This window comes from Sagittula salina, assembly GCF_017813235.1.
In the GTDB taxonomy this organism is placed as follows: Bacteria; Pseudomonadota; Alphaproteobacteria; order Rhodobacterales; family Rhodobacteraceae; genus Sagittula; species Sagittula salina.
Map to the genome: position 1 here is coordinate 75,511 of NZ_JAGISH010000004.1, position 25,226 is coordinate 100,736.

General features: G+C 66.7%; 22 protein-coding genes. 16 read left to right on the plus strand and 6 right to left on the minus strand.

What is annotated here, in order from left to right; all coding sequences use genetic code 11:
• Positions 1–66: 66 nt before the first annotated feature.
• On the plus strand, positions 67–2,496 hold the full coding sequence (locus J5474_RS08620) for a ligase-associated DNA damage response DEXH box helicase (protein WP_209360722.1): 2,430 nt from the start codon (positions 67–69) through the stop codon (positions 2,494–2,496).
• Between the two features lie 514 nt (positions 2,497–3,010).
• Here J5474_RS08620 and J5474_RS08625 read toward each other — a convergent pair.
• A complete protein-coding gene (locus J5474_RS08625) occupies positions 3,011–3,415 on the minus strand; it encodes a response regulator transcription factor (RefSeq protein WP_209360470.1) in 405 nt (134 codons plus the stop codon).
• A complete protein-coding gene (locus tag J5474_RS08630) occupies positions 3,412–4,869 on the minus strand; it encodes a sensor histidine kinase (RefSeq protein WP_209360472.1) in 1,458 nt (485 codons plus the stop codon). Before J5474_RS08630 ends, J5474_RS08625 begins: the two co-directional genes overlap by 4 nt.
• A 242-nt stretch (positions 4,870–5,111) precedes the next feature.
• Between J5474_RS08630 and pdeM the strand changes: the two genes are divergently transcribed.
• Both pdeM and J5474_RS08640 read left to right on the plus strand, forming a co-directional pair.
• Entirely contained in the window at positions 5,112–5,810 is a 699-nt protein-coding gene (gene pdeM / locus J5474_RS08635; RefSeq protein WP_209360474.1) for a ligase-associated DNA damage response endonuclease PdeM, read from the plus strand.
• Positions 5,807–6,259 carry a PaaI family thioesterase gene (locus J5474_RS08640; RefSeq protein WP_342454017.1) on the plus strand — a complete coding sequence of 151 codons (453 nt, stop codon included), beginning with the start codon at positions 5,807–5,809 and terminating at the stop codon, positions 6,257–6,259. The genes pdeM and J5474_RS08640 overlap by 4 nt, the downstream gene beginning before the upstream one ends.
• Positions 6,260–6,786: 527 nt before the next feature.
• Here the strand turns inward: J5474_RS08640 and J5474_RS08645 are convergent.
• On the minus strand, positions 6,787–7,833 hold the full coding sequence (locus J5474_RS08645) for an aldo/keto reductase (protein ID WP_209360475.1): 1,047 nt from the start codon (positions 7,831–7,833) through the stop codon (positions 6,787–6,789).
• A 99-nt stretch (positions 7,834–7,932) separates the two neighbouring features.
• Between J5474_RS08645 and J5474_RS08650 the strand changes: the two genes are divergently transcribed.
• The 7 genes from J5474_RS08650 to truB all read left to right on the plus strand — a co-directional run bounded on the left by J5474_RS08650 (position 7,933) and on the right by truB (position 16,605).
• Positions 7,933–8,736 (plus strand): ImuA family protein, encoded by an 804-nt coding sequence (locus J5474_RS08650; protein ID WP_209360477.1) that lies wholly within the window; start codon positions 7,933–7,935, stop codon positions 8,734–8,736.
• A gap of 491 nt (positions 8,737–9,227) precedes the next feature.
• Positions 9,228–10,454, plus strand: coding sequence for an MFS transporter (locus J5474_RS08655; protein WP_209360479.1), 1,227 nt, complete (start codon positions 9,228–9,230; stop codon positions 10,452–10,454).
• Positions 10,455–10,532: 78 nt separating this feature from the next.
• Positions 10,533–11,288 carry an SDR family NAD(P)-dependent oxidoreductase gene (locus J5474_RS08660; RefSeq protein WP_209360480.1) on the plus strand — a complete coding sequence of 252 codons (756 nt, stop codon included), beginning with the start codon at positions 10,533–10,535 and terminating at the stop codon, positions 11,286–11,288.
• 112 nt (positions 11,289–11,400) lie between these two features.
• Positions 11,401–13,113 (plus strand): methionine--tRNA ligase, encoded by a 1,713-nt coding sequence (gene metG / locus J5474_RS08665; protein WP_209360482.1) that lies wholly within the window; start codon positions 11,401–11,403, stop codon positions 13,111–13,113.
• 35 nt (positions 13,114–13,148) lie between these two features.
• Entirely contained in the window at positions 13,149–13,748 is a 600-nt protein-coding gene (locus J5474_RS08670; protein ID WP_209360483.1) for a hypothetical protein, read from the plus strand.
• Between the two features lie 406 nt (positions 13,749–14,154).
• On the plus strand, positions 14,155–15,072 hold the full coding sequence (locus tag J5474_RS08675; RefSeq protein WP_209360485.1) for a PLAT/LH2 domain-containing protein: 918 nt from the start codon (positions 14,155–14,157) through the stop codon (positions 15,070–15,072).
• A 624-nt stretch (positions 15,073–15,696) separates the two neighbouring features.
• Positions 15,697–16,605, plus strand: a complete 909-nt coding sequence (truB, locus tag J5474_RS08680; RefSeq protein WP_209360487.1) for a tRNA pseudouridine(55) synthase TruB — start codon at positions 15,697–15,699, stop codon at positions 16,603–16,605.
• 30 nt (positions 16,606–16,635) lie between these two features.
• On the opposite strand, the gene J5474_RS08685 is transcribed toward truB, so the two are convergent.
• From J5474_RS08685 to J5474_RS08695, 3 genes are read right to left on the minus strand one after another with little or no spacing between them, the layout of a single operon-like run.
• Positions 16,636–17,460 (minus strand): alpha/beta fold hydrolase, encoded by an 825-nt coding sequence (locus J5474_RS08685; RefSeq protein ID WP_209360489.1) that lies wholly within the window; start codon positions 17,458–17,460, stop codon positions 16,636–16,638.
• Positions 17,460–18,131 (minus strand): haloacid dehalogenase type II, encoded by a 672-nt coding sequence (locus tag J5474_RS08690; RefSeq protein ID WP_209360491.1) that lies wholly within the window; start codon positions 18,129–18,131, stop codon positions 17,460–17,462. Before J5474_RS08690 ends, J5474_RS08685 begins: the two co-directional genes overlap by 1 nt.
• Positions 18,128–18,943 (minus strand): SDR family NAD(P)-dependent oxidoreductase, encoded by an 816-nt coding sequence (locus J5474_RS08695; protein ID WP_209360493.1) that lies wholly within the window; start codon positions 18,941–18,943, stop codon positions 18,128–18,130. Before J5474_RS08695 ends, J5474_RS08690 begins: the two co-directional genes overlap by 4 nt.
• A 161-nt stretch (positions 18,944–19,104) precedes the next feature.
• On the opposite strand from J5474_RS08695, the gene J5474_RS08700 reads away from it, so the two are divergent.
• The 6 genes from J5474_RS08700 to J5474_RS08725 all read left to right on the plus strand — a co-directional run bounded on the left by J5474_RS08700 (position 19,105) and on the right by J5474_RS08725 (position 25,119).
• Positions 19,105–19,533: an FKBP-type peptidyl-prolyl cis-trans isomerase gene (locus J5474_RS08700; RefSeq protein WP_209360494.1), complete on the plus strand. Its 429-nt coding sequence runs from the start codon at positions 19,105–19,107 to the stop codon at positions 19,531–19,533.
• Positions 19,534–19,861: 328 nt separating this feature from the next.
• On the plus strand, positions 19,862–20,647 hold the full coding sequence (gene pcaD / locus J5474_RS08705; protein WP_209360496.1) for a 3-oxoadipate enol-lactonase: 786 nt from the start codon (positions 19,862–19,864) through the stop codon (positions 20,645–20,647).
• Positions 20,647–21,375 carry an alpha/beta fold hydrolase gene (locus J5474_RS08710; protein ID WP_209360498.1) on the plus strand — a complete coding sequence of 243 codons (729 nt, stop codon included), beginning with the start codon at positions 20,647–20,649 and terminating at the stop codon, positions 21,373–21,375. The genes pcaD and J5474_RS08710 overlap by 1 nt, the downstream gene beginning before the upstream one ends.
• 3 nt (positions 21,376–21,378) lie before the next feature.
• A complete protein-coding gene (locus tag J5474_RS08715) occupies positions 21,379–22,719 on the plus strand; it encodes a lyase family protein (RefSeq protein WP_209360500.1) in 1,341 nt (446 codons plus the stop codon).
• Positions 22,719–23,939: a TCR/Tet family MFS transporter gene (locus J5474_RS08720; protein ID WP_209360501.1), complete on the plus strand. Its 1,221-nt coding sequence runs from the start codon at positions 22,719–22,721 to the stop codon at positions 23,937–23,939. The genes J5474_RS08715 and J5474_RS08720 overlap by 1 nt, the downstream gene beginning before the upstream one ends.
• 94 nt (positions 23,940–24,033) lie before the next feature.
• Positions 24,034–25,119 (plus strand): alcohol dehydrogenase catalytic domain-containing protein, encoded by a 1,086-nt coding sequence (locus tag J5474_RS08725; protein ID WP_209360503.1) that lies wholly within the window; start codon positions 24,034–24,036, stop codon positions 25,117–25,119.
• Positions 25,120–25,226 lie beyond the last annotated feature (107 nt).

Below are 25,226 nucleotides of genomic sequence, written 5' to 3' on the forward strand. Positions count from 1 at the left end.
GCTGCCTTTTCGCAGGCATCGGCTCTGCCTCTGTTGCCCGGCCCGCTGGCGTCCTATCTCTGGCAGATGACCCGCTTGCCCGCCCCCCTTCAGGACTGGTTCGACGCCCGTGGCTGGCAGCTGCACCCGCACCAGCGCGCCATGCTGGAGCGCGCCGCCCTGCCCTCCCTGCTGCTGATCGCCCCGACCGGCGGCGGCAAGACGCTGTCCGGCTTCCTGCCCACGCTCGCCGAACTTGCCGCCGAGCCGCGCGACGGATTGCACACGCTCTATATCTCGCCGCTGAAGGCGCTTGCCGCCGACATCCGCCGCAACCTGTTGATCCCCATCGAGGAGGCGGGCCTGCCGATCACGGTGGAGGACCGAACCGGCGACACCAGCCACGCCAGGAAGCGCCGCCAGCGCGCGGCCCCGCCGAACATCCTGCTGACCACACCGGAGTCGCTTGCGCTGCTGACCTCCTACGAGGATGCCGCGCGGACGTTCGCAGGGGTCGAGCGCGTCGTGATAGACGAGATCCACGCGCTGGCGGAATCGAAGCGCGGCGACCAGCTCATGCTGGCGCTGGCGCGGTTGCAGACCCTCGCGCCCGGCCTCCGCCGCGTTGGCCTGTCCGCCACCGTCGAGGACCCCGCCGCCATCGCCCGGTTCATGTCCTGCGGCGAGACGGAAACCCAGATCCTGCAGGCCGACCCCGGCCCCGATCCGGACATTCGCATGTTGGCGACGGACACCCCGCCGCCATGGTCCGGCGGCGGCGCCGCCTACGCCATTCCCGCCGTGCTCGAACAGGTCCGGCAACACCGCACGACGCTGATCTTTCACAACACCCGCGCGCAGGCGGAAATCTTCTTTCACAACCTCTGGCTCGCCAACGAGGACGCCCTGCCCATCGGCATCCACCACGGCTCACTCGACCGGGGCCAGCGCCAGAAGGTCGAACAGGCCATGGTTGACGGCCGCCTGCGCGCCATTGTCTGTACCGGCTCGCTCGACCTCGGGATCGACTGGGGCGACGTCGACCTGGTGATCCAGGTCGGCGCCCCGAAGAACGTCAAGCGGCTGGTGCAGCGCATCGGCCGCGCCAACCACCGCTACAACGCGCCGTCAAAGGCGCTGCTGGTGCCCGCCAACCGCTTCGAGGTCGTCGAATGCGTCGCCGCGCTGGAGGCGGTGAAGGCGCACGCCCTCGACGGCGAGCCACGCGGGCCGGGGCCGCGCGACGTGCTCTGCCAGCACATCCTGATCGCCGCCGCCGCCGGGCCCTTCGACGCGAGCGACCTCTACGCCGAGATGTCCGCCGCCGGGTCCTATCGCGGGCTGACGCGGGCGGAGTTCGACGACTGCCTCGATTTCTGCGCCACCGGCGGCTATGCCCTGCGCGCCTACGACCAGTGGCGGCGCCTGATGCAGCGCCCGGACGGGTTGTGGCAGCTGCGCGACCCGCGCGGCACGCTCCGCATCCGTCAGAATATCGGCACGATCCAGGACACCGACACGCTGAAGGTACGTTGGAAGGGGCGCGGCGGCGCGCCGCTGGGCGAGATCGAGGAAGGCTTTGCCGCCTCCCTGACAAAGGGCGACACCTTCCTCATCGGCGGACAGATCGTGCGTTACGAGGGCCTGCGCGAACTCACCGTCGAAGTTTCCCGCGATGCGCATCGAAAACCGAAGATCGCCACCTTCATGGGGACGAAGTTCGCCACGTCGACGCAGTTGTCGGACCGCATCCTGCGGCTTTTCCAGCAGGAGACATGGCCCGGCCTGCCCGCCCACACCGCGCAATGGCTGGCCCTGCAGCGCGAGCGTTCACGCCTGCCCGAACCGGGCCGCCTGCTGGTGGAAAGCTTCCCGCATGACGGGCGGCAGCAATTCGTGGTCTACGGGTTCGCGGGCAGGAACGCGATGCAGACGCTCGGCCTGCTGCTGACCAAGCGGATGGAGGAGATGGGCCTCGCCCCCATGGGTTTTGTCGCTACCGATTACGCCACGCTGATCTGGGGGCTGGACGCGGTCACCGACCCGGTGCCGCTGTTCGACGTGCGCGCGCTGGAGAACGGCCTCGGCACATGGCTTGCGGGCAACGCCGTGATGAAGCGCACCTTCCGCGCCTGCGCCACAATCGCCGGGCTGATCGAACGCCAGCACGGCGGTCAGCGCAAGACCGGGCGGCAGGCCACCATGTCATCCGACATCCTCTACGATACATTGCTGAAATACGACCCCGACCACCTGATGCTGCGGATCACCCATGAGGAAGCCATGCGCGGGCTGGTAGACTTTTCCCGAATTCGGGAAATGTGCGCGAGAGTGGGAGGTCGCATCGATCACGTCCGCCTCGATCGGGTGACGCCGCTAGCCGCGCCGCTCTTCCTCGAACCGGGCCGGGTTCCGGTGAACGGTTCCGCCGAAGAGCGCCTGCTGGAAGAAGAGGTCACCCGCTTGTTGACCGAAAGCGGCCTCGCAGAGGTCACATCCCGACCGGAGCCGCGCTGATCGCCCGCGCCGCAGCGGTCCCGACACGGGGTACACACGGCCCCGGTCGGGCGGCAGTGCTCCCCGGTCGCTTCCTTCCATCCGATGGGGGCCGTCACTTCCCTCGATCCGAGGGGAGCGCCCGATGCCGCTGGTCCTGCCATCGGATGGGACCACCCGATGAGCCCGGCTGCCTGCTTCGATCCGATGGCCCTGCCCGACGGTCCCGGTCGTTTGCCTCGACCCTACGCCCCCGTTCCGCTGGGCAATCTCTGCTGCGGCAAGGTGACGCTGTCGCCCCGGTCAGCGAAGGTGCGCCTTCGCATTTCCCGGCGTGCCTCGGGGAACGGCTTGGGGTACGAGGCCGGGATTTTGGGCCGGGTCTGAACGAAGCGGCGGGATGAAGCTCCGCGATCAAGGAACCTGAATGCGCCGCCGGAAGTCGCACCAGAATTGACGGCAGAATCCTCAGCCGGGAACCTCAACCAAACCCGGCCGATATCACCGTCCGGGGCTGGGCCGCATGGCCACCCGCTCAGGCCGCATCCAGCAGCTTGAGCATCTCCTCCACGTCATGACCGCGCAGCGGTTTTTCGAAGTAGCCACGCACCAACGGCGTCTTCATTGCGCGCTGCCGGTCCATCGGCGCCCCGGACGACGAGACGATGACCACGACCACATCTTTGGGCCAGCCGTGTTCGACCAGTTTCTCGCGCAGCGCCTCCGCTGTCTCGAAACCATCCATCAGCGGCATCCTGATATCCATCAACACAAGCGGGCCCTTTTCGCCGTCCGTCCGTACCGCGCCATAGAGCTTGTCGAGGAAGTCCCGCCCGTCCTCGGCCTCATGCACCGCCGTAAAGCGCCCCGACTTCGCCAGACGCCGCCGCGCGGTGTAACGGTCGACCTCGCGATCATCAACGATATACGCTTGGGTCATTTCACTTGCTCCTGGTTGAGGGGCAGCGACACGGTGAACTCCGTGCCCTGCCCCAGTTCGCTGGATACGGCGATCTCGCCGCCCAGCCGTTCCACGTTCCGCCGCGCGAGGTTCAGCCCCACCCCGGAACCGCCCCGGTCCCCGCGCCGGGCGAAAAGATCGAAGATATGCGGCAGGAAGTCAGCCGGTATACCGATCCCGTTGTCGATGATCATCAGCTCCAGATGGTCGCCCGCCTCGCGTGCGCCGATGCGCACCTCCAGCTCCGGCTTGGACATGTCGCGGAACTGGATTGCATTCGACAGGAGGTTGCGCAGGATGCTGCGCAGTACGGGCGCCTCCGTCATCAGGGTCAGGTCGCTCGGCACCGTGGGCCGCAGCTGGACCCCGGACAGCCCCGCGGCCAGGTGTTCCCAGAGTTCCGCGACCATGTCCCGCAGCGCCACGCCCACCTGCGGCCCTTCTACCCCCGGAGCCAGCGTCAAGCGCAGGACCTCCTCGATCTCGGCGGCGCTGTTTTCCGCGATCTCCTTTGCGCGGGCCAGCGTCGCCGCCAGTTCGCCATGTTCGCCTGCTTCCAGATCCTCCACGCAGAGCGTCAGCAGCCCTGAAACGGAGACCAGCGGCGCCTTCAGGTCGTGGCTGATACTGCGCGAGAATTCCCACAGGTCGGCGTTCAGACGCTCCAGCTCCAGCGCGCGGGCGGACATGGCCTGCTCCGCCGCCACGCGTTCGGTCAGGTCGACCAGGGTCACCACCACGCGCGGCGCGCCGTCCACCTCCACCCGGTTCAGCACGCCCTCCACCGCGACCGCGTGGCCGTCCCGATGCAGCGCGGACACCATCCGCCCGCGCGCCATGGCCCGCCCCTCGCCTAGACTGGAGAAGCTGCGCCGGTAGACCCGGTGCGCGGTGCGCAGCTGTTCGGGGATCAACACCTCGACCGTCTGGCCCAGAAGGTCCTCCGGGCGATACCCGACCAGCGCCTCCACCGCCTGGTTCACAAACTCGATACGGCCTTCCTCGTCGACCACCAGCATGGTGCAGGAGGCCGCGTCCATGATCGCCCGGATGCGCGCCCGGTTGCGCAGTTGCGCCCGCGCGTCCACCGCCGTGACGATCGTCATGGAGGTCCCGTCCACCGTCACCGGTTCCAGCGCCAGTTCCAGCGGCAGGGCCTCCCCGGAGCGGGTCACGCCCGCCACCGTTCGCCCCGCGCCCATGCGCCGTTTCGCCGGAAGCACGGCAAAGGCCTCCCTCAGGCCGACGTGCGCCTCCTTCATGGCCCGGGGCAGGAGCACCTCCACCGGTTGCCCCACCAGCGCGCCCGCCTCGTAGCCGAACAGGCTGTCGAACTCGGCGTTGGTCAGCCGGACCAGCCCCTCGCCGTCCGCCAGCAGCATGGGCACCGGGGTCACGCCAAAGGCCAGCGCGACTGTGTCAAAGGTCATCATATGTGGATCATGGCCATGGCCGCTTCCCGCCTTTCGCAATCATCGCCGCCTCCCCGGTTGAACCGATAAGTCAGACGCTAGTTCTCGCCGGTAAAGAAATCCTTGCCACCGTCGCCGGACCGGACGAAGGAAACCGCGCCGACCGCGCATACAACCCTCTGAAAAATAGCAACAATTTTACTCAAGAACCCGTGATCCGCCCCCCCCTTGCCGGCCGCCCCGCCCGGTGTCAGAAACGAAGCATGAACACGCACGAATTTTCCTTTCACGGCATCGCGCTGCGGGCGCTTCCCTCGGGTGCGCTGTTCTGGCCGGAGGCGGGGCTGCTCACGGTCTCCGACCTGCACCTTGGCAAATCCGCCCGGCTATCGGCCCATGGCGGCGCGCAACTCCCCCCCTACGAAGTCCGCGCCACGCTGGAACGGCTCGACGCCGACCTCGGCTTTACCGGCGCGACGCATGTTGTCTGCCTCGGCGACAGCTTCGATTTCCCCGGCCTCGAGTCCTGCCTGCCCGAAGACGACCTGCTCTGGCTTACCCGCCTTCAGGCCGGGCTGCGCTGGACCTGGATCGAAGGCAACCACGACCCCGGCCCCCTGACCCTGGGCGGAGAGCACAGGGCAGAGATCACCCTCGGCCCACTCACCTTCCGGCACATCGCGACCGGCGCCGTGGCGGAGGTCTCGGGCCACTATCACCCAAAGGCCCGGCTGCGCACAAAGGGCACCACCCTGTCGCGGCCCTGTTTCCTCTATGATGCGGACCGGCTGATCCTGCCCGCCTACGGAACCTACACCGGGGGGCTGTCCTGCGACCGCGCGCCGCTCTCGGGGCTGATGGCGCGGGACGCGCGCGCCATTCTCACCGGCCCGCGGCCGATGGCGATCCCCATGCCCGGCGCGGCAGGCCCCCCCCGACCACGCGCCCGACGGCCCGCTTGACAAAGCCGCCGCACGCGGCTCCCTTGCGCGCCATGACACTCGACACCCGCATCCGCGACAGCTTCCTTGCGCAGGGTTTCCTGCAGACCATGGGCGCCACGCTCGACCATGTCGCCCCCGGCGCGGTGCATATCTCCGTGCCGCTCGGACCCGCGTTGACCCAGCAGCAGGGCTTTGCCCATGGTGGCGTTGGCTTCTCCATCGCCGACAGCGCGGCGGGCTTCTCCGCGCTGACACTGGTCGAGGCGCCCGACGACGTGGTGACTTCTGACATGACCATCCACTACCTCTCCCCCGCCATCGGAGATCGCCTGATCGCGCGCGGCACCGTCCTGCGCCCCGGCCGCCGGATGCTGGTCACGCAGGCCGATGTCTACGCCCTGCGCGACGGGCGCGAAGTCCACGCCGCACGCCTCACCGGCACCATGGTCCGCGTCACCCCGCGCTGAATGGCGCAGCAGCACGAAGCATCGAAAGCGAGGGCGTATGCCGTCGTAAAAATCCGGCTACGGTCGAGAGGCCATCCATCGGGGGAATATCTCAAGCATAGCACGCCAAAGCCGATATACGCCGACATACATGGCGCTGTCTCGGCGACGCAGAACCGTTTCCCTCGACCTGGGACTCTGCGCACAGGGTGGAGCGTTTTGAAACGGTATCGGCGGTCACGCACTGCTTCGGCTCGAAGCATGAGCGGCCCGTGCAGCATGTGCGGCATGTGCAGCATGTGCGGCATCGCCGACACATCCTGCGGCCAGAATGGCCTCCTGCAAGCGTCGAAGTGCACCACCCAATTGACCGAAACTTCTTAAAACTTTCCGAACGCCTCACAATAACTTGTTGAAATAAAAGTATTCTTAAAATGTCCCACGCTGGGACACGTCCCGAGGGGCCCCACCGGGCGCGGGGGCCGACCGGGCGGGGTCGGGCGGGCGGGGTCGGGCGGGCGGCTCCTCGGCCGCCCCCCGCCCTGCCTTCAATAGGGCATCGGATGCGCCTTGTGGGTCTCATCCAGCGCCGCGAGAAGCTCCTCCGAAAGGGTCATTTCCGCCGCCGGAAGGATCGTCTCGAGCTGCGCCAGCGAGGTCGCCCCGAAGATCGAGGAGGCCACGAAAGGCCGCCGCGCAGACCAGGCCACCGCCATCTGGACAGGATCGACGCCGAAGTCGCGCGCCACCGCGAGGTAGGCCTCCACCGCCTCGAAGACGCGGGGTGTGCGGCGACCGCCCATGGTCTCCACGATGGACATGCGCGATCCCTCCGGCACCGCGCCGCCCTGATACTTGCCGGTCAGGAACCCCGCCGCCAGCGGCGAGAACGGCAGCAGGCTCACGTCCTCGTAGGCCATCAGCTCCGCCAGGTCCGTGTCCGCGAGGCGGCACAGCAGCGAATATTCGTTCTGGATCGACGCCATGCGTGGCCCGCCGACACGCTCCGCCGCCTCGAGCCACATCCGCGCGCCCCAGGCGCTTTCGTTCGACATGCCGAAGGCGCGGATCGTGCCGCGCTCGACCTCGGCCTGAAGCGCGCCGAGGCAGTCCTCCATGTCCGCGATCACCTGCGCCTTCGTCCACCCCGACTGCGACGGGTCATACTGCCAGTTCTTGCGGAACATGTAACTGCCCCGGTTCGGCCAGTGGAACTGGTAGAGGTCGACATGATCCGTCTTCAACCGCTTCAGCGAAGCCTCCAGCACCGGGCGGATCGTCTTCGACGAGATCAGCTCTCCGCCACGCGCCACCGATCCCTCCCCCGAATGCTTCGTGGCGAGGATCCAGTCCTTGCGCCGCCCGGTCTTTTCGAACCAGTCCCCAAGGATCGTTTCCGTGTTGCCCACGGTCTCCGCCGCCACCGGGTTGACCGGGTACATCTCGGCGGTATCCATGAAGTTGATGCCAGCGTCATGCGCCCGCTCGATCTGGGCAAAGGCATCCTCCGGCGGTGTCTGGTTGCCGAAGGTCATCGTGCCGAGGCAAAGCTCCGACACCATCAGGCCCGTGCGGCCCAGTGGGTTCATCTTCATCTGTCATGTCCTGCAAGTTGCGTGCGTCGCGCAGACAATACGGCGTGGCCCGCAAATGGCAAGGAAGCCACCGGCGTGGTGTTACCGCCGGGCAACGTCATGACCCGCATCGCCCTTGAGAACAAAAGGCGAACATTCTACTGTCCGCGCATGAAGGACAACCCGCTTCCCACCCGCGCCCCGCATCGCTCGCCGCCCCGCATCGTCCTCGATCAGGGAATGCCGGACGAGCTTGCCTTTCGGCTCTCCCGCGTACATGAACTTTGCGGCTCCGCACGCCGCACGCTGGCGCTGCAGATCGCGGCGCGGATCGGCGGGCCGCTGGTCTGGATCGCCCCGGAACACACGACGGAACAGCTCTGCGCGCAGGCCCTGCTGCAGCTCGGCCCCGGCTACAAACCTGCCGCCGGGGCCGATCCGCAGCTCGACCCGGGCCGGCTGCTCTTCGTCACGCCCAGCCGCCGCACCGACCTGCTCTGGGCCATGGAGGAGGCACTGAAGGACGGCGCCGCCCTGCTCGTGGTGGCAGAGCTCGACGCCCCGCCGGGCATGACCCCGGTGCGCCGCCTGCACCTCGCTGCCGAAGCCGGGACTGCCGCCGGGACCACCCCGCCGCTGGGGCTGATCCTGACCCCGGGCGACGGCGGTGCCCCGGGGATCGAGACCCGCTGGCGCTGCACCCCCTGCCACGCGCCGGAGCGGCCCGGCTGGCGTCTCGACCGCCTGCGTGCCCGGATGATGCCGCCGCGCAGCTGGCACTGGAACGGCGCCCGCGCCGAAACCTTCCCCGACTGCGCGGACACCCCCGCCCGGCAGGCACCCCGCACGCCGCGCCCCCTCCCCACGACCTCAGCGCCCGCGTCGTCCCCTGCCACGACCGTCAGGGGTATTCAGTTCCCCTGACCCATCGGGCATCCGCGCCGCCGCCCGGTTCAACCCGCAGGCCACGCCCGGCTTTCAGCCCATGATCCAAACCACCCCAACCGGGAGAACCCGCAACCAAAAGGCGCCGGGCCGCCGCCGCAAAAAAACGCCCCCCGTTCCGAAACCCGAAGCTCCCGCTCCCTCCCGGCGCATCCACAGCCCCACCCGACACCGTCACGGCATCCGCTCCACCCAACCGGCACACCCAACCGCTGCCCGAAAACAGTCTCCGCCCCCCCCCCACGGAACTGGCGGGCCCGTGCTTCTTTGGTTTCCAAATACCGCGGGGTCCGGGGCAGCGCCCCGGGGCTTTGCATCACCCCGTCCGACTCAAGATTGGCAACCGTCAAACCACACCAGCCCCGGGTCCGCCCAGAGGCGAAGCCACACCCAGAAACGAACGCGCGAAAACGACGCCCGGGGTCGCCATTTCCCTCGCCCCGCCGCGCCCGGCGCGCTACGCCGGGGCCATGCGACTTGCCCTGACCTTCACCGCCCTGTTCCTCTCCGTCGTCCTCCTGCAGCTTTCCTCGGGCGGCATCGGTCCGCTCGACGCGCTGTCTGGCGTGGCGCTGGGGTTCTCCACGCAGGAAATCGGCCTGCTCGGCTCGGCGCATTTCGCGGGGTTCTTCATCGGCTGCTGGTGGGCGCCGCGTCTGATGGGCGAGGTCGGCCATGCCCGTGCCTTTGCCGTCTTCACCGCGCTTGGCACGCTGGGCATCCTCGGCCACGTACTGACAGAAAGCGCCGCCCTCTGGTCGCTCCTGCGGGTGGCACAGGGCCTGTGCATCGCAGGCGCCTACACGGTGATCGAGGCATGGCTGCAGGCCAAGGTAACCAACGAGACGCGCGGCCGCGCCATGGGGGCCTACCGGCTGACCGACCTCGGGTCCGCGCTCGCGGCGCAGCTGGTAATCTCTGTCCTGCCACCGGCGCATTACATCAGCTACACGCTGCTCGCCATGGTCTGCACCGCGGCGCTGCTGCCGCTGGCACTGACCCGCCTGCCGCAGCCGGTCATGGCCGCCGCCCCGCGCCTGCGGCCGGGGCTGGCCTGGGCCACCTCGCCGCTGGCCGTGGCGGGGGTGCTGGTCGCGGCGCTTTCGGGTGCATCCTTTCGAATGGTGGGTCCCCTCTATGGCGCCGAGGTCGGCCTGCCGCCCTCGCAGATCGCCTTTTTCCTCGCGGCCTTCGTGGCGGGCGGCGCGCTGGCGCAGCTGCCGGTGGGCTGGATCGCCGACCGATTTGACCGGCGCCACGTGCTGATCTGGCTTTCGGTCGCGGCCATCGCATCGTGCACCTTCACCGCGCTGGCCACCGGCCTGTCGCCGGCGGGGATCATGGCCTCGGCGGCGGTCTTCGGGCTGACCACCTACCCGATCTATTCCATCGCCGCCGCCCATGCCCACGACCACACGGAGGACGACCGGCGGGTAGAGCTCTCTGCCGCGCTGATGTTCTGGTACGCCACCGGGGCCATCGCCGCCCCCTGGCTGGCTTCTGTCCTGATCGGGACCTTCGGTCCTGCCGCCCTTTTCACCCTGATCGCCGCAGGTCACGCGGTGCTCGTGGTCTTCGGTGTCGTCCGCATGCGCGCCCGCCCCCCGGCCGAACACCGCACCCGCTACACCTACACGCCGCGCACCACCTTTGCCGTGGGCCGCCTGCTGAAGGGCTTCCGCACGCCGAAGGAGTGAGCCTTCCCCTGCGTCCAATCGCTGGTTATGCTCCGAACGAGCGCGCGAACGAAGATTGCAGAGAGGAAGGACCATCCCATGCAACTGACCTTCGACGAAAAGACCGCCATCGTGACGGGCGCCGGTTCCGGCATCGGGGCCGCGATCGCCCGCGAACTGGCGGTCTCCGGCGCCACTGTCGTCCTGGCGGACCACAACCTCGACGCCGCCCGCACCGAGGCCGAGGCAATCACCGCCGCGGGCGGCAAGGCTCTGACGGCGGAGGTCGACGTCGCCGATCAGGCCTCCGTCGCGGCGATGGTGGACTTCGCCGTCAGGGAAACCGGCGGACTGCACCTGCTGGTGAACAACGCGGGCATCGGCGGACCTCTGGTGCCCATCGGGGAATACCCGCTCGACGGCTGGAAGCAGGTCATCGACGTGAACCTGAACGGCGTCTTCTACGGCATCCGCCACGCCATCCCGGCGATGAAGGCGGCCGGAGGCGGGGCCATCGTCAACATCTCGTCGATCCTCGGCTCGGTCGGTTTCGCCAATGCCGCGGCCTACGTGACCGCAAAGCACGGACTGGTCGGCATGACAAAGACGGCGGCGCTGGACCATGCCGCCGACAATATCCGCGTCAACGCCGTCGGGCCGGGGTTCATCCATACGCCACTGGTTGACCAAAGCCTCGACGCAGACGCGCAGAAATTCCTCGAAGGCCAGCACGCCATGAACCGAATGGGCACACCGGAGGAGGTCGCCTCCCTCGTCGTCTACCTGTTGTCGGACGCGGCAAGCTTCATCACCGGGTCGTATCACCTGGTGGATGGCGGCTACACCGCGCACTGAGCGCACACCGGGAAAGGTCGGGATTAATCCCGACCTACCCACTGGCACCGCGCGCCCCGCTCGGCTATTCCCTCCGGCAAACCTTGCCCAAGATCCTGCGAAGGAACCCGCCATGGCCCGCCATCTCATCACCTCTGCCATCCCCTACATCAACGGCATCAAGCACCTGGGCAACCTCGTGGGTTCCCAGCTTCCGGCCGACCTCTATGCCCGCTACCTGCGCGCGCGCGGCCACGAGGTGCTGTATCTCTGCGCCACCGACGAACACGGCACCCCCGCCGAACTCGCCGCCGCCAAGGCGGGCAAGCCGGTGGCCGACTATTGCGCCGAGATGCACGAGGTCCAGGCCGAGATCGCAAAGGGCTTCCGCCTGTCGTTCGATCACTTCGGGCGGTCGTCCTCCGAGCAGAACAAACGCCTGACCCAGCATTTCGCCAAGGTGCTGGACGAGCGGGGACTGATCCGCGAAGTCTCTGAAACCCAGATGTATTCCAAGGCCGACGGACGCTTTCTGCCGGATCGCTACATCGAGGGCACCTGCCCCGCATGCGGTTTCGAGAGCGCGCGCGGCGACCAATGCGACAACTGCACGAAACAGCTCGATCCCGTCGACCTGATCAACCCGCATTCGACGATCTCCGGCTCCACCGATCTGGAGATGCGCGAGACAAAGCACCTGTACCTGCGTCAGTCCGCGATGAAGGACCAGATCGAGGAATGGATCGACACCCGAGAGGGCTGGCCGATCCTCACCACCTCCATCGCGAAGAAATGGCTGAACGACGGCGACGGCCTGCAGGATCGCGGCATCACCCGCGATCTCGACTGGGGCGTGCCGGTGCAGAAAGGCGACGACCCCTGGCCCGGGATGGAGGGCAAGGTCTTCTACGTCTGGTTCGACGCGCCGATCGAATACATCGCCTGCGGTCAGGAATGGGTCGACGCAGGCAAAGGGACCGATTGGGAACGCTGGTGGCGCACCGACAAGGGCGCTGACGACGTGCGCTACACCCAGTTCATGGGCAAGGACAACGTGCCCTTCCACACCCTGTCCTTCCCGGTCACGATCCTGGGCTCGGGCGAGCCGTGGAAACTGGTCGACTACATCAAGTCGTTCAACTACCTGAACTATGACGGCGGGCAATTCAGCACCTCGCGCGGGCGCGGCGTCTTCATGGATCAGGCGCTGGAGATCCTGCCCGCGGACTACTGGCGCTGGTGGCTGCTGGCCAATGTGCCGGAGACCTCCGACGCCGAATTCACATGGGAGAACTTCCAGCATGGCGTGAACAAGGACCTCGCCGACGTGCTGGGCAACTTCGCGTCCCGCGTGACAAAGTTCTGCCGCTCGAAGTTCTCCGAGGCGGTGCCCCAGGGCGGCGAACAGGGCCCGCGCGAACTGCAGCTGATCGCCGACCTGACCGCCAAGGTGCGCGAATACGAGGCCCACATGGAGGCCATCGAGATTCGCAAGGCCGCCGCCGCCCTGCGCGGCGCCTGGGTGCTGGGCAATGAATACCTGCAGGAGGTCGCACCATGGTCGACCCTCAAGGAAGACCCCGCGCAGGCCGCCATGCAGATCCGGCTCGCGCTGAACCTGATCCGGCTCTATGCCGTCATTTCCGCGCCCTTCATCCCCGATGCCTGCGCAGACCTGCTCAAAGCGATGCAAACGGAGGACGACAGCTGGCCCACCGATGTCGCCGCCGCATTGACGCTGTTGCCCGCCGGACACGCCTTTACGGTGCCTGATGTCACCTTCCGCAAGATCACGGATGACGAACGCGCGGAATGGCAGCAACGCTTCGCCGGCAAGCGAGACTGACAACGAGTCGCACAGCGAGCCAGACGGAGGACACCTTGCGCGTCACGACCCTCGAAGAGGCCCTGGACCTGATCCTGATCTGGGCGGGACGCGCCGATATCGTGCTGCCGCCGCGCCACGACGCCGAAGGCGTGCCGCCGGGACTGGGCCTCGTGGTCGCCGTCTCGGACCTCCTTGGCGACGGCGCCTTTACCCCCAATCGCGCGCCGCTGTTGACAACGCAGGATCGCATCCTGCGCCCCGAGGAGATGCGCCCGGATCGTGGCGATTACGTACCCTTCATCATCGAAGCGCATGGCCTCTACAGCCTCGGCTTCCGCCCCGGTCTGCCGCAACGCCTGTTCGTGTCCGGCGACTGGGTTCTGGCCTCCGACGAAACCGTGCCGCCGGGCTGGCGCACCCTGCCGATGACCCCCGAAGAGGCGCTGATCAACGCCGTTCTCACCAACGGGTTCTTCGGCCTGTCGGCGCGGCTCGCGGTGCGGGACGAGCCTGATTTCGACACCGTGCCAGCAGACTGCACAAAGCTCGTCTGGCGTCACGACGCCATGGGCAAGCAATGGCCCGGTTTCTGGACCGACGAGGCACGCACAAGGCTGCACTTCGGCGGTTTCGCCCAGACGCTTCTGCGCTGAGACAACCCGTTCTGGCGCCAGCCCTTTGCATTTCGCGTTGCAAGGAAGTGTTGCAGCGTTGCCAGGAAGAAATGCAAAAGCTCGGGTCGAAATGTCCGCTCTGAGCCCAAGTTGTCAAATGCTGCGTGATCCACAAACAAGCGCGAAGTGCGTTAAGCTGACTTTGTCACATGAGAGGACGGACCTTATCAGGCTTCATCGGGATCATGAATGCTGCGCAGTGGGTGTTTGACCGGACAAGAAATTGATGTATCTATGCACACTAGAGAACAGAGGAGGTGACCGTTTGATCTAGTTGGCTAGCTTCTCCAGTTTCAAATTTTTACATAAGCAGTTATTAATCAGGTGTGTTTCGCCATGCTGTCTAAGTCAAAAAAAAATATTACAACCATTTTGGAGCAAACCCGTGGGATCACATATCTATATCATCAGAACAAAGACCAGCGACAATCCGTCTGGTAAAGCGGCCCTGATCAAACTGAAGGGGACCCGGGCGGAATCGCATCCTGAAGGGACCGACGAATGGGGCTACACCCTCGACAACCGAGGGGAGTATGAAAAAAATGATTTTGAGAAATACGCCACCGATACGTTTCGAATCGAGAGCAACCAAGATCTTGGTGACATCTATGACATTCAACTGAAGCTATCAGTAAGCGGCGGCTGGTGGGGCTGTGAGTGGGTCGAGATTGAGCGCGAAGGTAGTAATCGCAATCTGCGCATTCCAGTGAATGCTACAATAAAACGTGAACCGGCAATTCATCGCTACATAGACTTGGATACTGAAGTCTCGCTGGACGGCAATCAAGAGTCCAAAATCGTATCGACTGAATGGCGCAAGTTTGATTTTATCAGTCATCCGGACATGGACAAAGATAAGACCATGTCACCTATCGTGGCTAAAGTGAGCTTCAAACGGATGTTTAGCAATGAAGTGACTTTTGATAGAACGTCGTCCCATACCTTGGAAAATGCTTGGATGTTTCAAGGTGGGTATACGGCAAGTAAAGAAGGTGGATGGGGTTTCACAACCGGGTTTTCGGGCAAGGTTGTCGATACCATTGAGAAGCAAACTGGAATCAAAGCGGTTCAGGCCTTTGAGGTCGTGGATGCTTATGACGAACCAGTGCCACCGGGCGTTTGTATGGTCGTTCAATGTGACTGGCTGGAAACCGGCCAGAAGGGAATTTTTAGATATTATGATGACCGCGTGCCGTTCGAACAGCTCAGCCGATTGACGCCCGAGCGCAAAGTTTTTACTTACACAAGTCATGATGACATGCCACAGAAGTTCAAAGACCTCACAAGTTCTTGGGAAAAATAGCAGCAAGACATCGAATGTTTGTGACACGGTTCTCATGTCTTGAAACTTCGTTTCTATAATTTGACATTGAAATAGGGGTCTGCTTGTTACCTCTATTTTCCGGCGATAAAATGTCGTAAATAACCACTGTTCCGTGCCATCTAACTCGATCGACGCCGGTCCGTTTTGCGCAGGCTAATTTCGTTGAAAAACTCTTCTTAGTTTAGGTGGCATTGGTTGACTCAATCTGGGCACCGAGATTGAGGGGATCGCTATGTGCGAACAGCTGTCGTTCGGAACAGATGCGGCGAAATGGCGCTTCGTCCCGCCAAGCTGCCGTTCGGGCAAACGACTCCCGAGGAAAACTTCGGCAGTTGTTTTGGGACATGACGGTATGGGCACAAGGAGTTCGACCTCAAGCAACACCACGAACTGCAATGGGCTGGAGTCTGGCGAGCGGTGTTCCGGCTCGCGCCCGAGTGATCCACGCCCGGATCCGCGCCGGCACCGATGCGCGTCGGCTGACCCATCGCGCCGGCTTGCTGGCGTCGGGCCTGCCGCGGCCAACCAAGGCCCGTGCCGCCGATTGACAGCCTGCCCGCGCCTTGCTACCCCCCGCGCCTTATCAAATCCGAAGGACCTCACATGGCACGCAAGCGCAAGGGCCGCGACATATCCGGCTGGCTGATCGTCGACAAACCGGCCGGCATGTCCTCGACCGCCGTCGTGAACAAGGTCCGCTGGGCGCTCGAGGCGAAGAAGGCCGGCCACGCCGGCACACTCGACCCGGAGGCGACGGGCCTGCTGGCGGTGGCCCTGGGCGAGGCGACCAAAACCGTGCCCTACATCACCGACGCGCTGAAGGCCTACGCCTTCACGATCCGTCTCGGGCAGGCAACAAATACTGACGATACCGAAGGCGAAGTCATAGCGGAATCCCCCCTGCGCCCCTCCGACGAGGAGATCAAGGAAGCGCTGCACGGCTTTGTGGGCGACATCATGCAGGTCCCGCCGCAGTTCTCGGCGGTGAAGGTGGACGGCGAACGCGCCTACAAACGTGCCCGCGACGGCGAGGAATTGGAGCTGAGCGCACGCCCGCTTTTCGTTGAGGAACTGTTGCTCAGCAGCCGCCCCGACGCCGACACCGCCACGCTGGAGATGACCTGCGGCAAGGGCGGCTACGTCCGCTCAATCGCACGCGACCTGGGTGACACGCTGGGCTGCGGCGCCCACGTCCTCTCCCTGCGCCGTATCTGGTCCGGGCCCTTCTCGCTGGAGGATGCGGTCACGGTGGAGCAGATCGACGCGCTGGCCCGGACCCCGGACCTCGACACGCATCTGAAACCGCTGGAACTGGGCCTCGCCGACCTGCCCGAACTGCGTGCCACGCCCGAGGGCGCCACCCGCCTGAAGAACGGCAACCCCGGAATGGTCATCGCTTCCGACGTGGAATACGGCGACGAGGCCTGGGCGACCCTTGACGGCAAGCCGATCGCCGTCGGTATCTACAAGGCTGGCGAGCTGCACCCCAGCCGGGTCTTCAACCTGGACTGACACCTTGCTGCCGCATGGGGGCAGCGCCCCCTAGCGAAGCATTTCCAGCCAGGCCCCCAGCGCGACGAGCGACTCCGGCTCGTCGAGAAAGGGGATATGCCCCCGCCCCGGCACTTCTGTCGCGACCGAGTCCGGGCGGCGGCGCACCATCTCCACAAAACACTCGGGGCTGAGCAGATCCGAGTTCGTCCCCCGGATCATGCAGAGCGGCAGGCCGTCCAGAGCATCGAAAAAGGGCCAGAGGTCCGGCGCCGGTTGCGCACCCGCACCCAGCACCGCGTCGCGCAGCTTCGGGTCGTAGGTCAGTTCAAGGCCATCCGGGGTTTCCATGAACAAACGCTCCGCCTCCTCGCGCCAGCGCATGTCGGGAAGGTCGAAGCCGGTCATTACCGCTTTGCGCCGCGCCGCCACCTCGTCCAGCGTCTTCAGCGCGGGCACCCTGCCAAGGTAGCCCTTGATGACCTCCAGCCCGTCTGCCGCGATTTCCGGCCCGATGTCGTTCAGCGCCACGCCCAGCAGGCGATCTTTTGCACCCGTGGCCAACCCCATGGCGATCAGCCCCCCGCGGGAGGTGCCGAGAACGGCGGCCTTTTCCAGCCCGAGGTGATCGAGGAGCTCCACCGCGTCGCGCCCTTCCACCGGGATGGTATAGGTCTCCCAAGGTGCCCTGTCGGACCGACCGCGCCCGCGGTAATCCAGCCGGATCAGCCGCACGCCCATTTCCAGCAGGTGCGGAGCGACGAAATCGAAATCCCGCCCGTCCCGTGTCAGCCCGGCGAGGCAGAGCAACGGCAGCCCTGCGCCCTCGTCGGCATAGAACAGCCGCACCCCGTCCGTTGTGGTGAATTCCGCCATCAAACCAGTTCCTCGATACCGTTCAGGTCGTCCACCACATAGGCGGGTTTCGCCATCAGCCGGTCGATCGGCAGCCCGGCCCGGTTCACCCAGGCCGTGCGGAATCCATAGGCCGAGGCCCCCGCCACGTCCCAGCCGTTCGAAGAGACAAAGAGCACATCCCCCTTCGGACACCCCATCCGCGTGCCGACCAGGTCGTAGACCGCTCTCGCGGGCTTGAAAATACCGACTTCCTCGACGGAGATCACCGCCTCCAGCATAGACCCCACGCCGGAGGAGTCGACCGCCCCCTCCAGCATGTCGCGGTTGCCGTTCGACAGGATGGCACAGCGCACCCCTGCCGCCTGCAGCCGCGCCAGGACAAAGGGCACCTCGCGGTAGGCGGGGAGTTCCCAGTACATCGCCAGCAGCCGCTCGCGCAGTTCCGGGTCGTCCAGCCGCGCGCGGTCCATCGCCCAGTCGAGCCCGTCCTTGGTCACTTCCCAAAAGGGCGCGTAGTCCCCGGTGATCGCGCGCAGCCAGGAATACTCAAGCTGCTTCGCGCGCCAGTCGGCGGCCAGTTGCGGCCAGACCGGGGCCAGCGCCCCGCGGCCCGGTTCATCCGCCACCACCCGCGCCGCCGCCGAGACGTCGAAGAGCGTTCCGTAGGCGTCGAAGACCGCGACCGTCATGCGTCCACCCACGCCTTGAAGGCGTCGTCGTACCCGCCGTGCCAGCGCGACAGCGGCGGCCGGTTCTCCGTGATGTCGCCCGCCGCCCAGGCGATGCGCTTTTCGTCGGTCCGGCGGTCCACGTCGCCATCCGGGCAGAGGATGTAGAAATCCTCGCGCTCCAGCGCCGCCATCAGGAAATCGACCACCTGCGCCGGCGTCCATGCGCCCTCGGGTTTCTCCGTCCGACCGCGCGCCGTCAGCGGCGTGTGCACCCAGCCCGGAATGAACAGCCGCGCCTCCGTCCGACAGCCCTTCGTGCCGCGCAGTTCGTGCTGCAAGGCCTCGGCAAAAGCCTTCACTCCCGCTTTCGACACGTTGTAGGCCGGGTCGCCCGGCGGCGTGGTGATGCCCTGCTTCGACCCGGTGATGACGATCAGCCCCTCACGCCCCGACGCTGCCATGTCGGGGGCAAAGACCTGCGCCCCGCGGACCACCCCCATCAGGTTCACCCCGAGGATCCGGTCCCAGTTGCCTTCCGCATCATAGATCGACGAACCCGGTTGGATCCCGGCATTCAGGAACAGGGCGCTCACCTTTCCCAGTTGCGTTTCGACCCGCTGCTTCACCCCGGCAAAGGCACCCGGCTCGGCCACGTCGCAAGGCACCACCGTGGCGCCGGCCTCCAGCAGGCCTTCCAGCTTCGGGCCGGGCAGATCGGCGACCGCCACCTGCATCCCCGCCTTCATCAGACGCGCCACGATCTCGCGCCCGATCCCGGACGCCCCCCCGGTCACCAGCGCCACCTTTCCCGATTGCAGTGCCTCGTGCATGGCTCATCCTCCTGTGTTTTCCGGAACCCTAGGCCGAAGCGGACGGAAAACGCCACCTCGTTTGCAATTCGCGGACAGAGCCCCTACCTTATGCGCGATCGCATGAGCACCCGGGCAGGACCCGGCCTCGCAAATCCCCTCCCAAACCACAGGATATCCCAATGACGCAGGTCAAGACCGGCGACACCGTACGCCTTCATTACACCGGCACCCTTTCCGACGGCTCCACCTTCGACAGTTCCGCAGGGCGCGACCCGCTGGAGTTCACCGTTGGCTCCGGCCAGATCATTCCCGGCCTCGACAATGCCATCCCCGGCATGACCGTGGGCGACACCAAGAAGGTCGAGATCCCCGCCGCCGAAGCCTATGGCGACCCCGACCCGCAGGCGCTGCAGACCGTGCCGCGCGCAGACATTCCGGCGGAAATCCCGCTCGAGATCGGCACCCAGTTGCAGGTCCAGACCCAGAACGGTCAGGTGATCCCCGTGAACGTGCAGGAAATCACCGAAGAGACCGTGACCCTTGACGCCAACCATCCGCTGGCGGGCAAGGACCTGACCTTCGACATCGAACTCGTCGCGATCGCCTGAACCAGCGCCTGAGCTGGCGCCTGTCACAGGTCCCCGCGAGGGGCACCCGCCTCCCGCCCATCGCCCCATCGGCGATGGGCCCAGGTCCACCCTCGACAAGAGCAGCACCCCGGCCGCGAAACCGCGCGGCGCCCCTGTTTTGTCTTGGCTGAAATACACCCGGGAAGCCTATGGCGGGGGGCGGCCCCCCAACTCCATCTCGCTCAGGCAGCCCGTCTGACCGCGCTGACGCGCGATGGTCGCCCTCGGTGCAAGGCGCGATGCGGCTTGCAACGGCCTCCATACTTCGTTTACCCGATTTCACAGACCCGTTAACGGAGGCACCCCCATGCAGATGGCACAGATCAACGGAACCCGACTGCACTACGCGCTGACCGGCCCCGAGGACGGCCCGCAGGTGGTCTTTGCCAACTCACTGGGCACCGATTTCCGCCTCTGGGACCAGATCCTGCCACTGCTGCCCGACGGGCTGCGCATCCTGCGCTACGACAAGCGCGGGCACGGGCTGTCCGACGTCCCCGAAGGCCCCTACGCCATGGGGGCGCTCATCACCGACATCGAAAAGCTCATGGATACCGTGGGCTTCCGCGACGCCATCTTTGTCGGGCTGTCCATCGGCGGCATGATCGCGCAGGGTCTCGCGGCCAAGCGGCTCGACCTCGTGCGAGCCATGGTCCTGTCCAACACCGGGGCCAAGATCGGCACCCGCGACATGTGGGCGGAGCGCATCAGGGCAGTTAACGAAGGCGGCCTGTCGGCCGTTGTCGGCGCCACCATGGATCGCTGGTTCTCGAAACCCTTCCATTCGAACGATGCCTTCCCGGCGTGGCGCAACATGTTCCTCAATACCCCGGCGACCGGCTGGACCGGCTGCGCCGCCGCCATTTCCGGCACCGATTTCATGAGTTCCACCAGCGGCCTGCGCCTGCCGACGCTGGCCATCGCGGGATCGGAGGACGGCTCCACCCCGCCGGATCTCGTGTTCGAGACGGCAGGTCTCATCCCCGGCGCGCAGACCCACCTGATCCGCAACGCAGGCCACTTGCCTTGCGTCGAAAAGCCCGAGGAATACGCCCGCGTCCTGAGCGATTTCCTGAAGGCGCAGGGCGTCTGATGGCGCACCTCCTGCTAATCCACGGCGCCGCGCACGGGGCGTGGTGCTGGCGCGCCGTGCTGCCCGCACTGGAGACGCTCGGCCACACAGCGGAGGCCATCGACCTGCCCGGCCACGGCGACGACACGGCGGATATCGAGGCGGTCACCCTGCACGAATTTGGCCAGCGCATCGCCGAACATCTGACCCGTCCGACCATCCTCGTCGGCCACTCCATGGGCGGCTATTCGATCACGCAGGCGGCCGAAATCGCCCCCGACAACATCTCCCGCCTCGTCTACCTCTGTGCCTATACGCCCTGGCCCGACCTGTCGCTGGCACAAATGCGGATGCAGGCGGACGAACAGCCGCTGGTGCCGCTGATCCGCCTGTCACCCACGCGCCGCAGCTTCACCTTCGATCTCTCGGGCGGCCCCTCCGGCGGCATCGGCAACTTCTACCACGACTGCCCCGAGGACGCCGTGGCCTTCGCCCGCGCCAACCTCTGCCCCGAGTCCACCGAAGCCTCCAACACCGCGCTCGACCTGACGGAGCGTTCGCAGTCCCTGCCCCGCAGCTATATCGTCTGCAACGAGGACCGCGCCATTCCGCCGGAGTTCCAGCGCAGGATGGCCGCGCGGTTCGATGCCCGCGACGTCCATGCGCTGGACAGTTCGCATTCGCCCTTCTTCTCCATGCCCGACCGTCTGGCCGCCTTGCTCGACCGGATCGCCCAACAGGACGCCTGACCCATGCCCGCGACGCCCTTCGACAGCGCCCATCTCTCCGGTCTCTTTGCCACCGGGGACACGGCGCGCCTGTTTTCCGACAGCGCCGAGATCCGCGCCATGATGCTGGTCGAGGGCGCACTGGCGCAGGTGCAGGGCGCGCATGGCGTCATTCCCGAAACCGCCGCCGCCGCGATCCAGCGCGCCGCTCTGGAATGCCAGGTGGACCCCGTGGGCCTGACAAGGGCGACGGCGCAGAACGGTGTCACCACCCCCGCCTTCGTCGCCGCCTTCCGCGAGGCGATGATGGCACCGGAGCACGCTGCCTACCTGCACTGGGGTGCGACCTCGCAGGACATCCAGGATACCGCCCTGATGCTGCGCCTGCGGCAGGCCATCACCCAGCAGGCGGACCGGCTGACGGCCACGCTCAATGCGCTGGCCCGGCTGGCGGAAGACCACGCCGAAACCCCCATGGCCGCCCGCACCTATGGCCAGCACGCCACGCCGACCGCCTTTGGCGCGCAGGTGGCGCAATGGGGCTGGCCGCTGGTTTCGCTGCTGCGGGGCGTCGATGCGGTGCGCAAGAACCTGAACGTTTCGCTTTCAGGCGCGGCGGGCACGGCCTCGGCGCTGGGTCCTGACCCGCTGGCCATCCGCCGTGACCTGGCCGCAAAGCTCAACCTCGAAGACCCGGGCCACAGCTGGCACGCCGACCGCTCCGCATTTCTGAACATCGCCGGCTGGTTCACCCGCACCGCGCTGGTGGCGGGCAAGATGGGCGAAGACCTCATCCTTGCCACCCAGTCCGGCATTGGCGAAGTCACCCTCGGCGGTTCCGGCGCCTCCTCCACCATGCCCCAGAAACAGAACCCCGTGGCGCCCTCGGCCATGGTGGCGCTGGCGCGTCACGCGCAGGGCTTGCACGCCACGCTCGAAGGCGCGGCTCTGCACCGTCAGCAACGCGACGGCGCGGCATGGTTCACCGAATGGCTGACCCTGCCGCAGCTGATCCTGTCCTCTGCCGCCGCCGCCACGCACATGCAACAGGTGGCCGAAACGCTGTGCCCCGACGTGGGCGGCATGCAGGCGACGCTCGATGCCACCGGCGGGCTGCTGCTGGCCGAGACGCTGTCGTTCGCGCTGACCGACCAGATGCCGCGTCCGCAGGCCGCCGCCGTGGTCAAGGATCTCTGCAAGGAGGCCCGCGCCACAGGCACGCCCCTCTCCACGCTGGCGCAGGAGCGGTTCCCGACGCTCCCCGCCACGCTCTTTGACGCGACCGCGAGCCTTGGCACCGCACCGGCCGAGGCGCGCGGCTTCGCCGAGGCCGCCCGCTCCGCCGTCGCGGATGCCGCCGCCTGATGCGCGTTTCGGACTTTCGCCTGCCCGTCGTCTTCCTGCTGGTGACGGTGGCCATCGACGCCCTCGGCATCGGGTTGATCCTGCCGGTCATGCCCGATCTGATCGGAGAGGTCTCCCACCGGGGCCTGTCGGGCGCGGCCATGTGGGGCGGGGTTCTGGCGACGGTCTACGCCGCGATGCAGTTCCTCTTTGCGCCACTCCTCGGCGCGCTCTCCGACGCGGTCGGACGCCGCCCCGTGCTGCTTTCGACGCTGGGCCTGATGGTCATCGATTACGTGGTGATGGCCTACACCCAAAGCTTGCCCGTCCTGCTCATCGCACGCACCATCGGCGGTTTCGCCGCGGCCACGCACTCCACCGCCTTCGCCGCCATGGCCGACCTCTCCCCGCCTGAAAAGCGCACGCAGAGCTTCGGCCTGATTGGCGCCGCCTTCGGACTGGGCTTTGTCCTCGGTCCCACCATCGGCGGCCTGCTGGGGGAATTCGGCACCCGCGCGCCCTTCTGGCTGGCGGCAGCGCTGGCCGGGGCGAACACCGTGCTCGGGTTCTGGGCCTTCCCCGAAACCAACCCCCACCACAACCGCCGCCGCTTTCGCGCGCGCGAGGCCAACCCCTTCGGCGCCTTCCGCGCGCTGTCAAAGATGCCCGGCATCCGGCGCGGGCTGACCATCCTGTTCCTCTACCACGTCGCTTTTGCCGTCTATCCGGCGGTCTGGGCCTTCTTCGGGCATGCGCGCTTTGGCTGGGGGGCATCCGTCATCGGCATCTCGCTGGGGATATTCGGAATCTCCTACGCCGCCGTGCAGGCCGGCATCATCCGCCTGCTTCTGCGCCGGTTCGGGGAAAGCGGCACCGCCCTCTTCGGTCTGATCTGCGCCGGGGTGGCCTTTGCCCTGATCCCCTTCATCGAGGACGGCAGGCTGGTGCTGGCCCTGACGCCTGTCGCGGCCCTCGGCGGCACGCTCGGCCCGGCCGTCCAGGGCATGATGAGCCAGAGCCTCACCCCCGACCGGCAGGGCGCGCTTCAGGGCGTGCTGACCTCCACCGCGGCGCTGGCCTCGGTTGTTTCGCCGCTGATCATGACCTCGGTCTTCGCCGCCTTCACCGCGCCGGGACGCGATGCCTTCCCCGGCGCGCCCTTCCTCGTGTCGCTGGCACTGATCTTCGCCGCCACGGCACTGCTTCTCCTCGGCCGCAGCCTGCGCCCTTCCCCTGCGTGACGCCGCAGCGTCATCCGCTCACGGCCCACGGGATTCCTCCTTGATCCCGCGCGCGCGGCGGTCAACCCTGCGACCCAAAGACAGGGAGCCCCACATGACCCGCATTCGCGCCGCCGTCTGCACCGCCTTCAACGCGCCGCTGGCAATCGAGGACCTCGACCTCGCGCCCCCCGGCCCAGGCGAAATCGAGGTGAAGCTCGAAGCCGTCGCCATCTGCCACTCCGACATCTCCTTTGCCGAAGGCATCTGGGGCGGCGACCTGCCCGCCGTCTACGGACACGAGGCCGCGGGCCGTATCACGGCGCTGGGTCAGGGCGTCACCGGCCTGACCGAAGGCAGCCGCGTCGTCGTCACCCTGATCCGCGCCTGCGGCCGATGCCCGAACTGCGCCGCCGGCAAACCCACGATCTGCGAAAGCCAGTCGGGACGTCCCTCGCCGATCACCCGCCCCGACGGCTCGGAAGTGGTGCAGGCGATGAACTGCGGCGCCTTCGCCTCTCACGTGGTCGTGCATCAAAGCCAGGTCGTCGCCCTGCCCGACACCATGCCCCCCGAAAGCGTCGCCCTGCTGGCCTGCGGCGTCATCACCGGCATCGGCGCGGTAGTCAATGCAGGCCGCCTGCGCGCGGGCGAGGACGTGGTGGTGATCGGCGCGGGCGGTGTCGGGCTGAACGCCATTCAGGGCGCACGTATCGCCGGTGCCCGTCGCATCGTCGCCGTGGACATGTCCGGGGAAAAGCTCGGGATCGCAAAGGACTTTGGCGCCACCCACGGCGTGCTCGCCACGGACAGGGCACCGTGGAAACAGGCCATGAAGGCGCTCGGCAAGGGCGCCGACGTGGTCGCCGTCACCGTGGGCGCCATCCCCGCCTACGAACAGGCCACCCGCTACCTCGGCTGGGGCGGGCGCATGGTCATGGTCGGGATGCCGGCCTCCGGCGCCATGGCGCAATACGAACCGGTGGTGCCCGCCTTCATGGGGCAGCATATGATCGGATCGAAAATGGGCGACGTGGTGATTTCGCGCGACATTCCATGGATGGCCGACCTCTATGCCCAGGGCCGCCTGAAACTCGACGAACTGGTTTCCGGCCGCTGGTCGCTCGACCAGATCAACGAGGCCATTGCCGACACGAAGACCGGCGGCGCCCGCCGCAACGTCATCCTCTTCGACACCTGAAGCCACCGCAAACCGACACCAGCCGCGCCCCCTGCTTCTTTGGTTTCCCCAATACCGCGATGGGGGTCCGGGGGAAGCAGCGCTTCCCCCGGCCGGGGGGGGGGGGG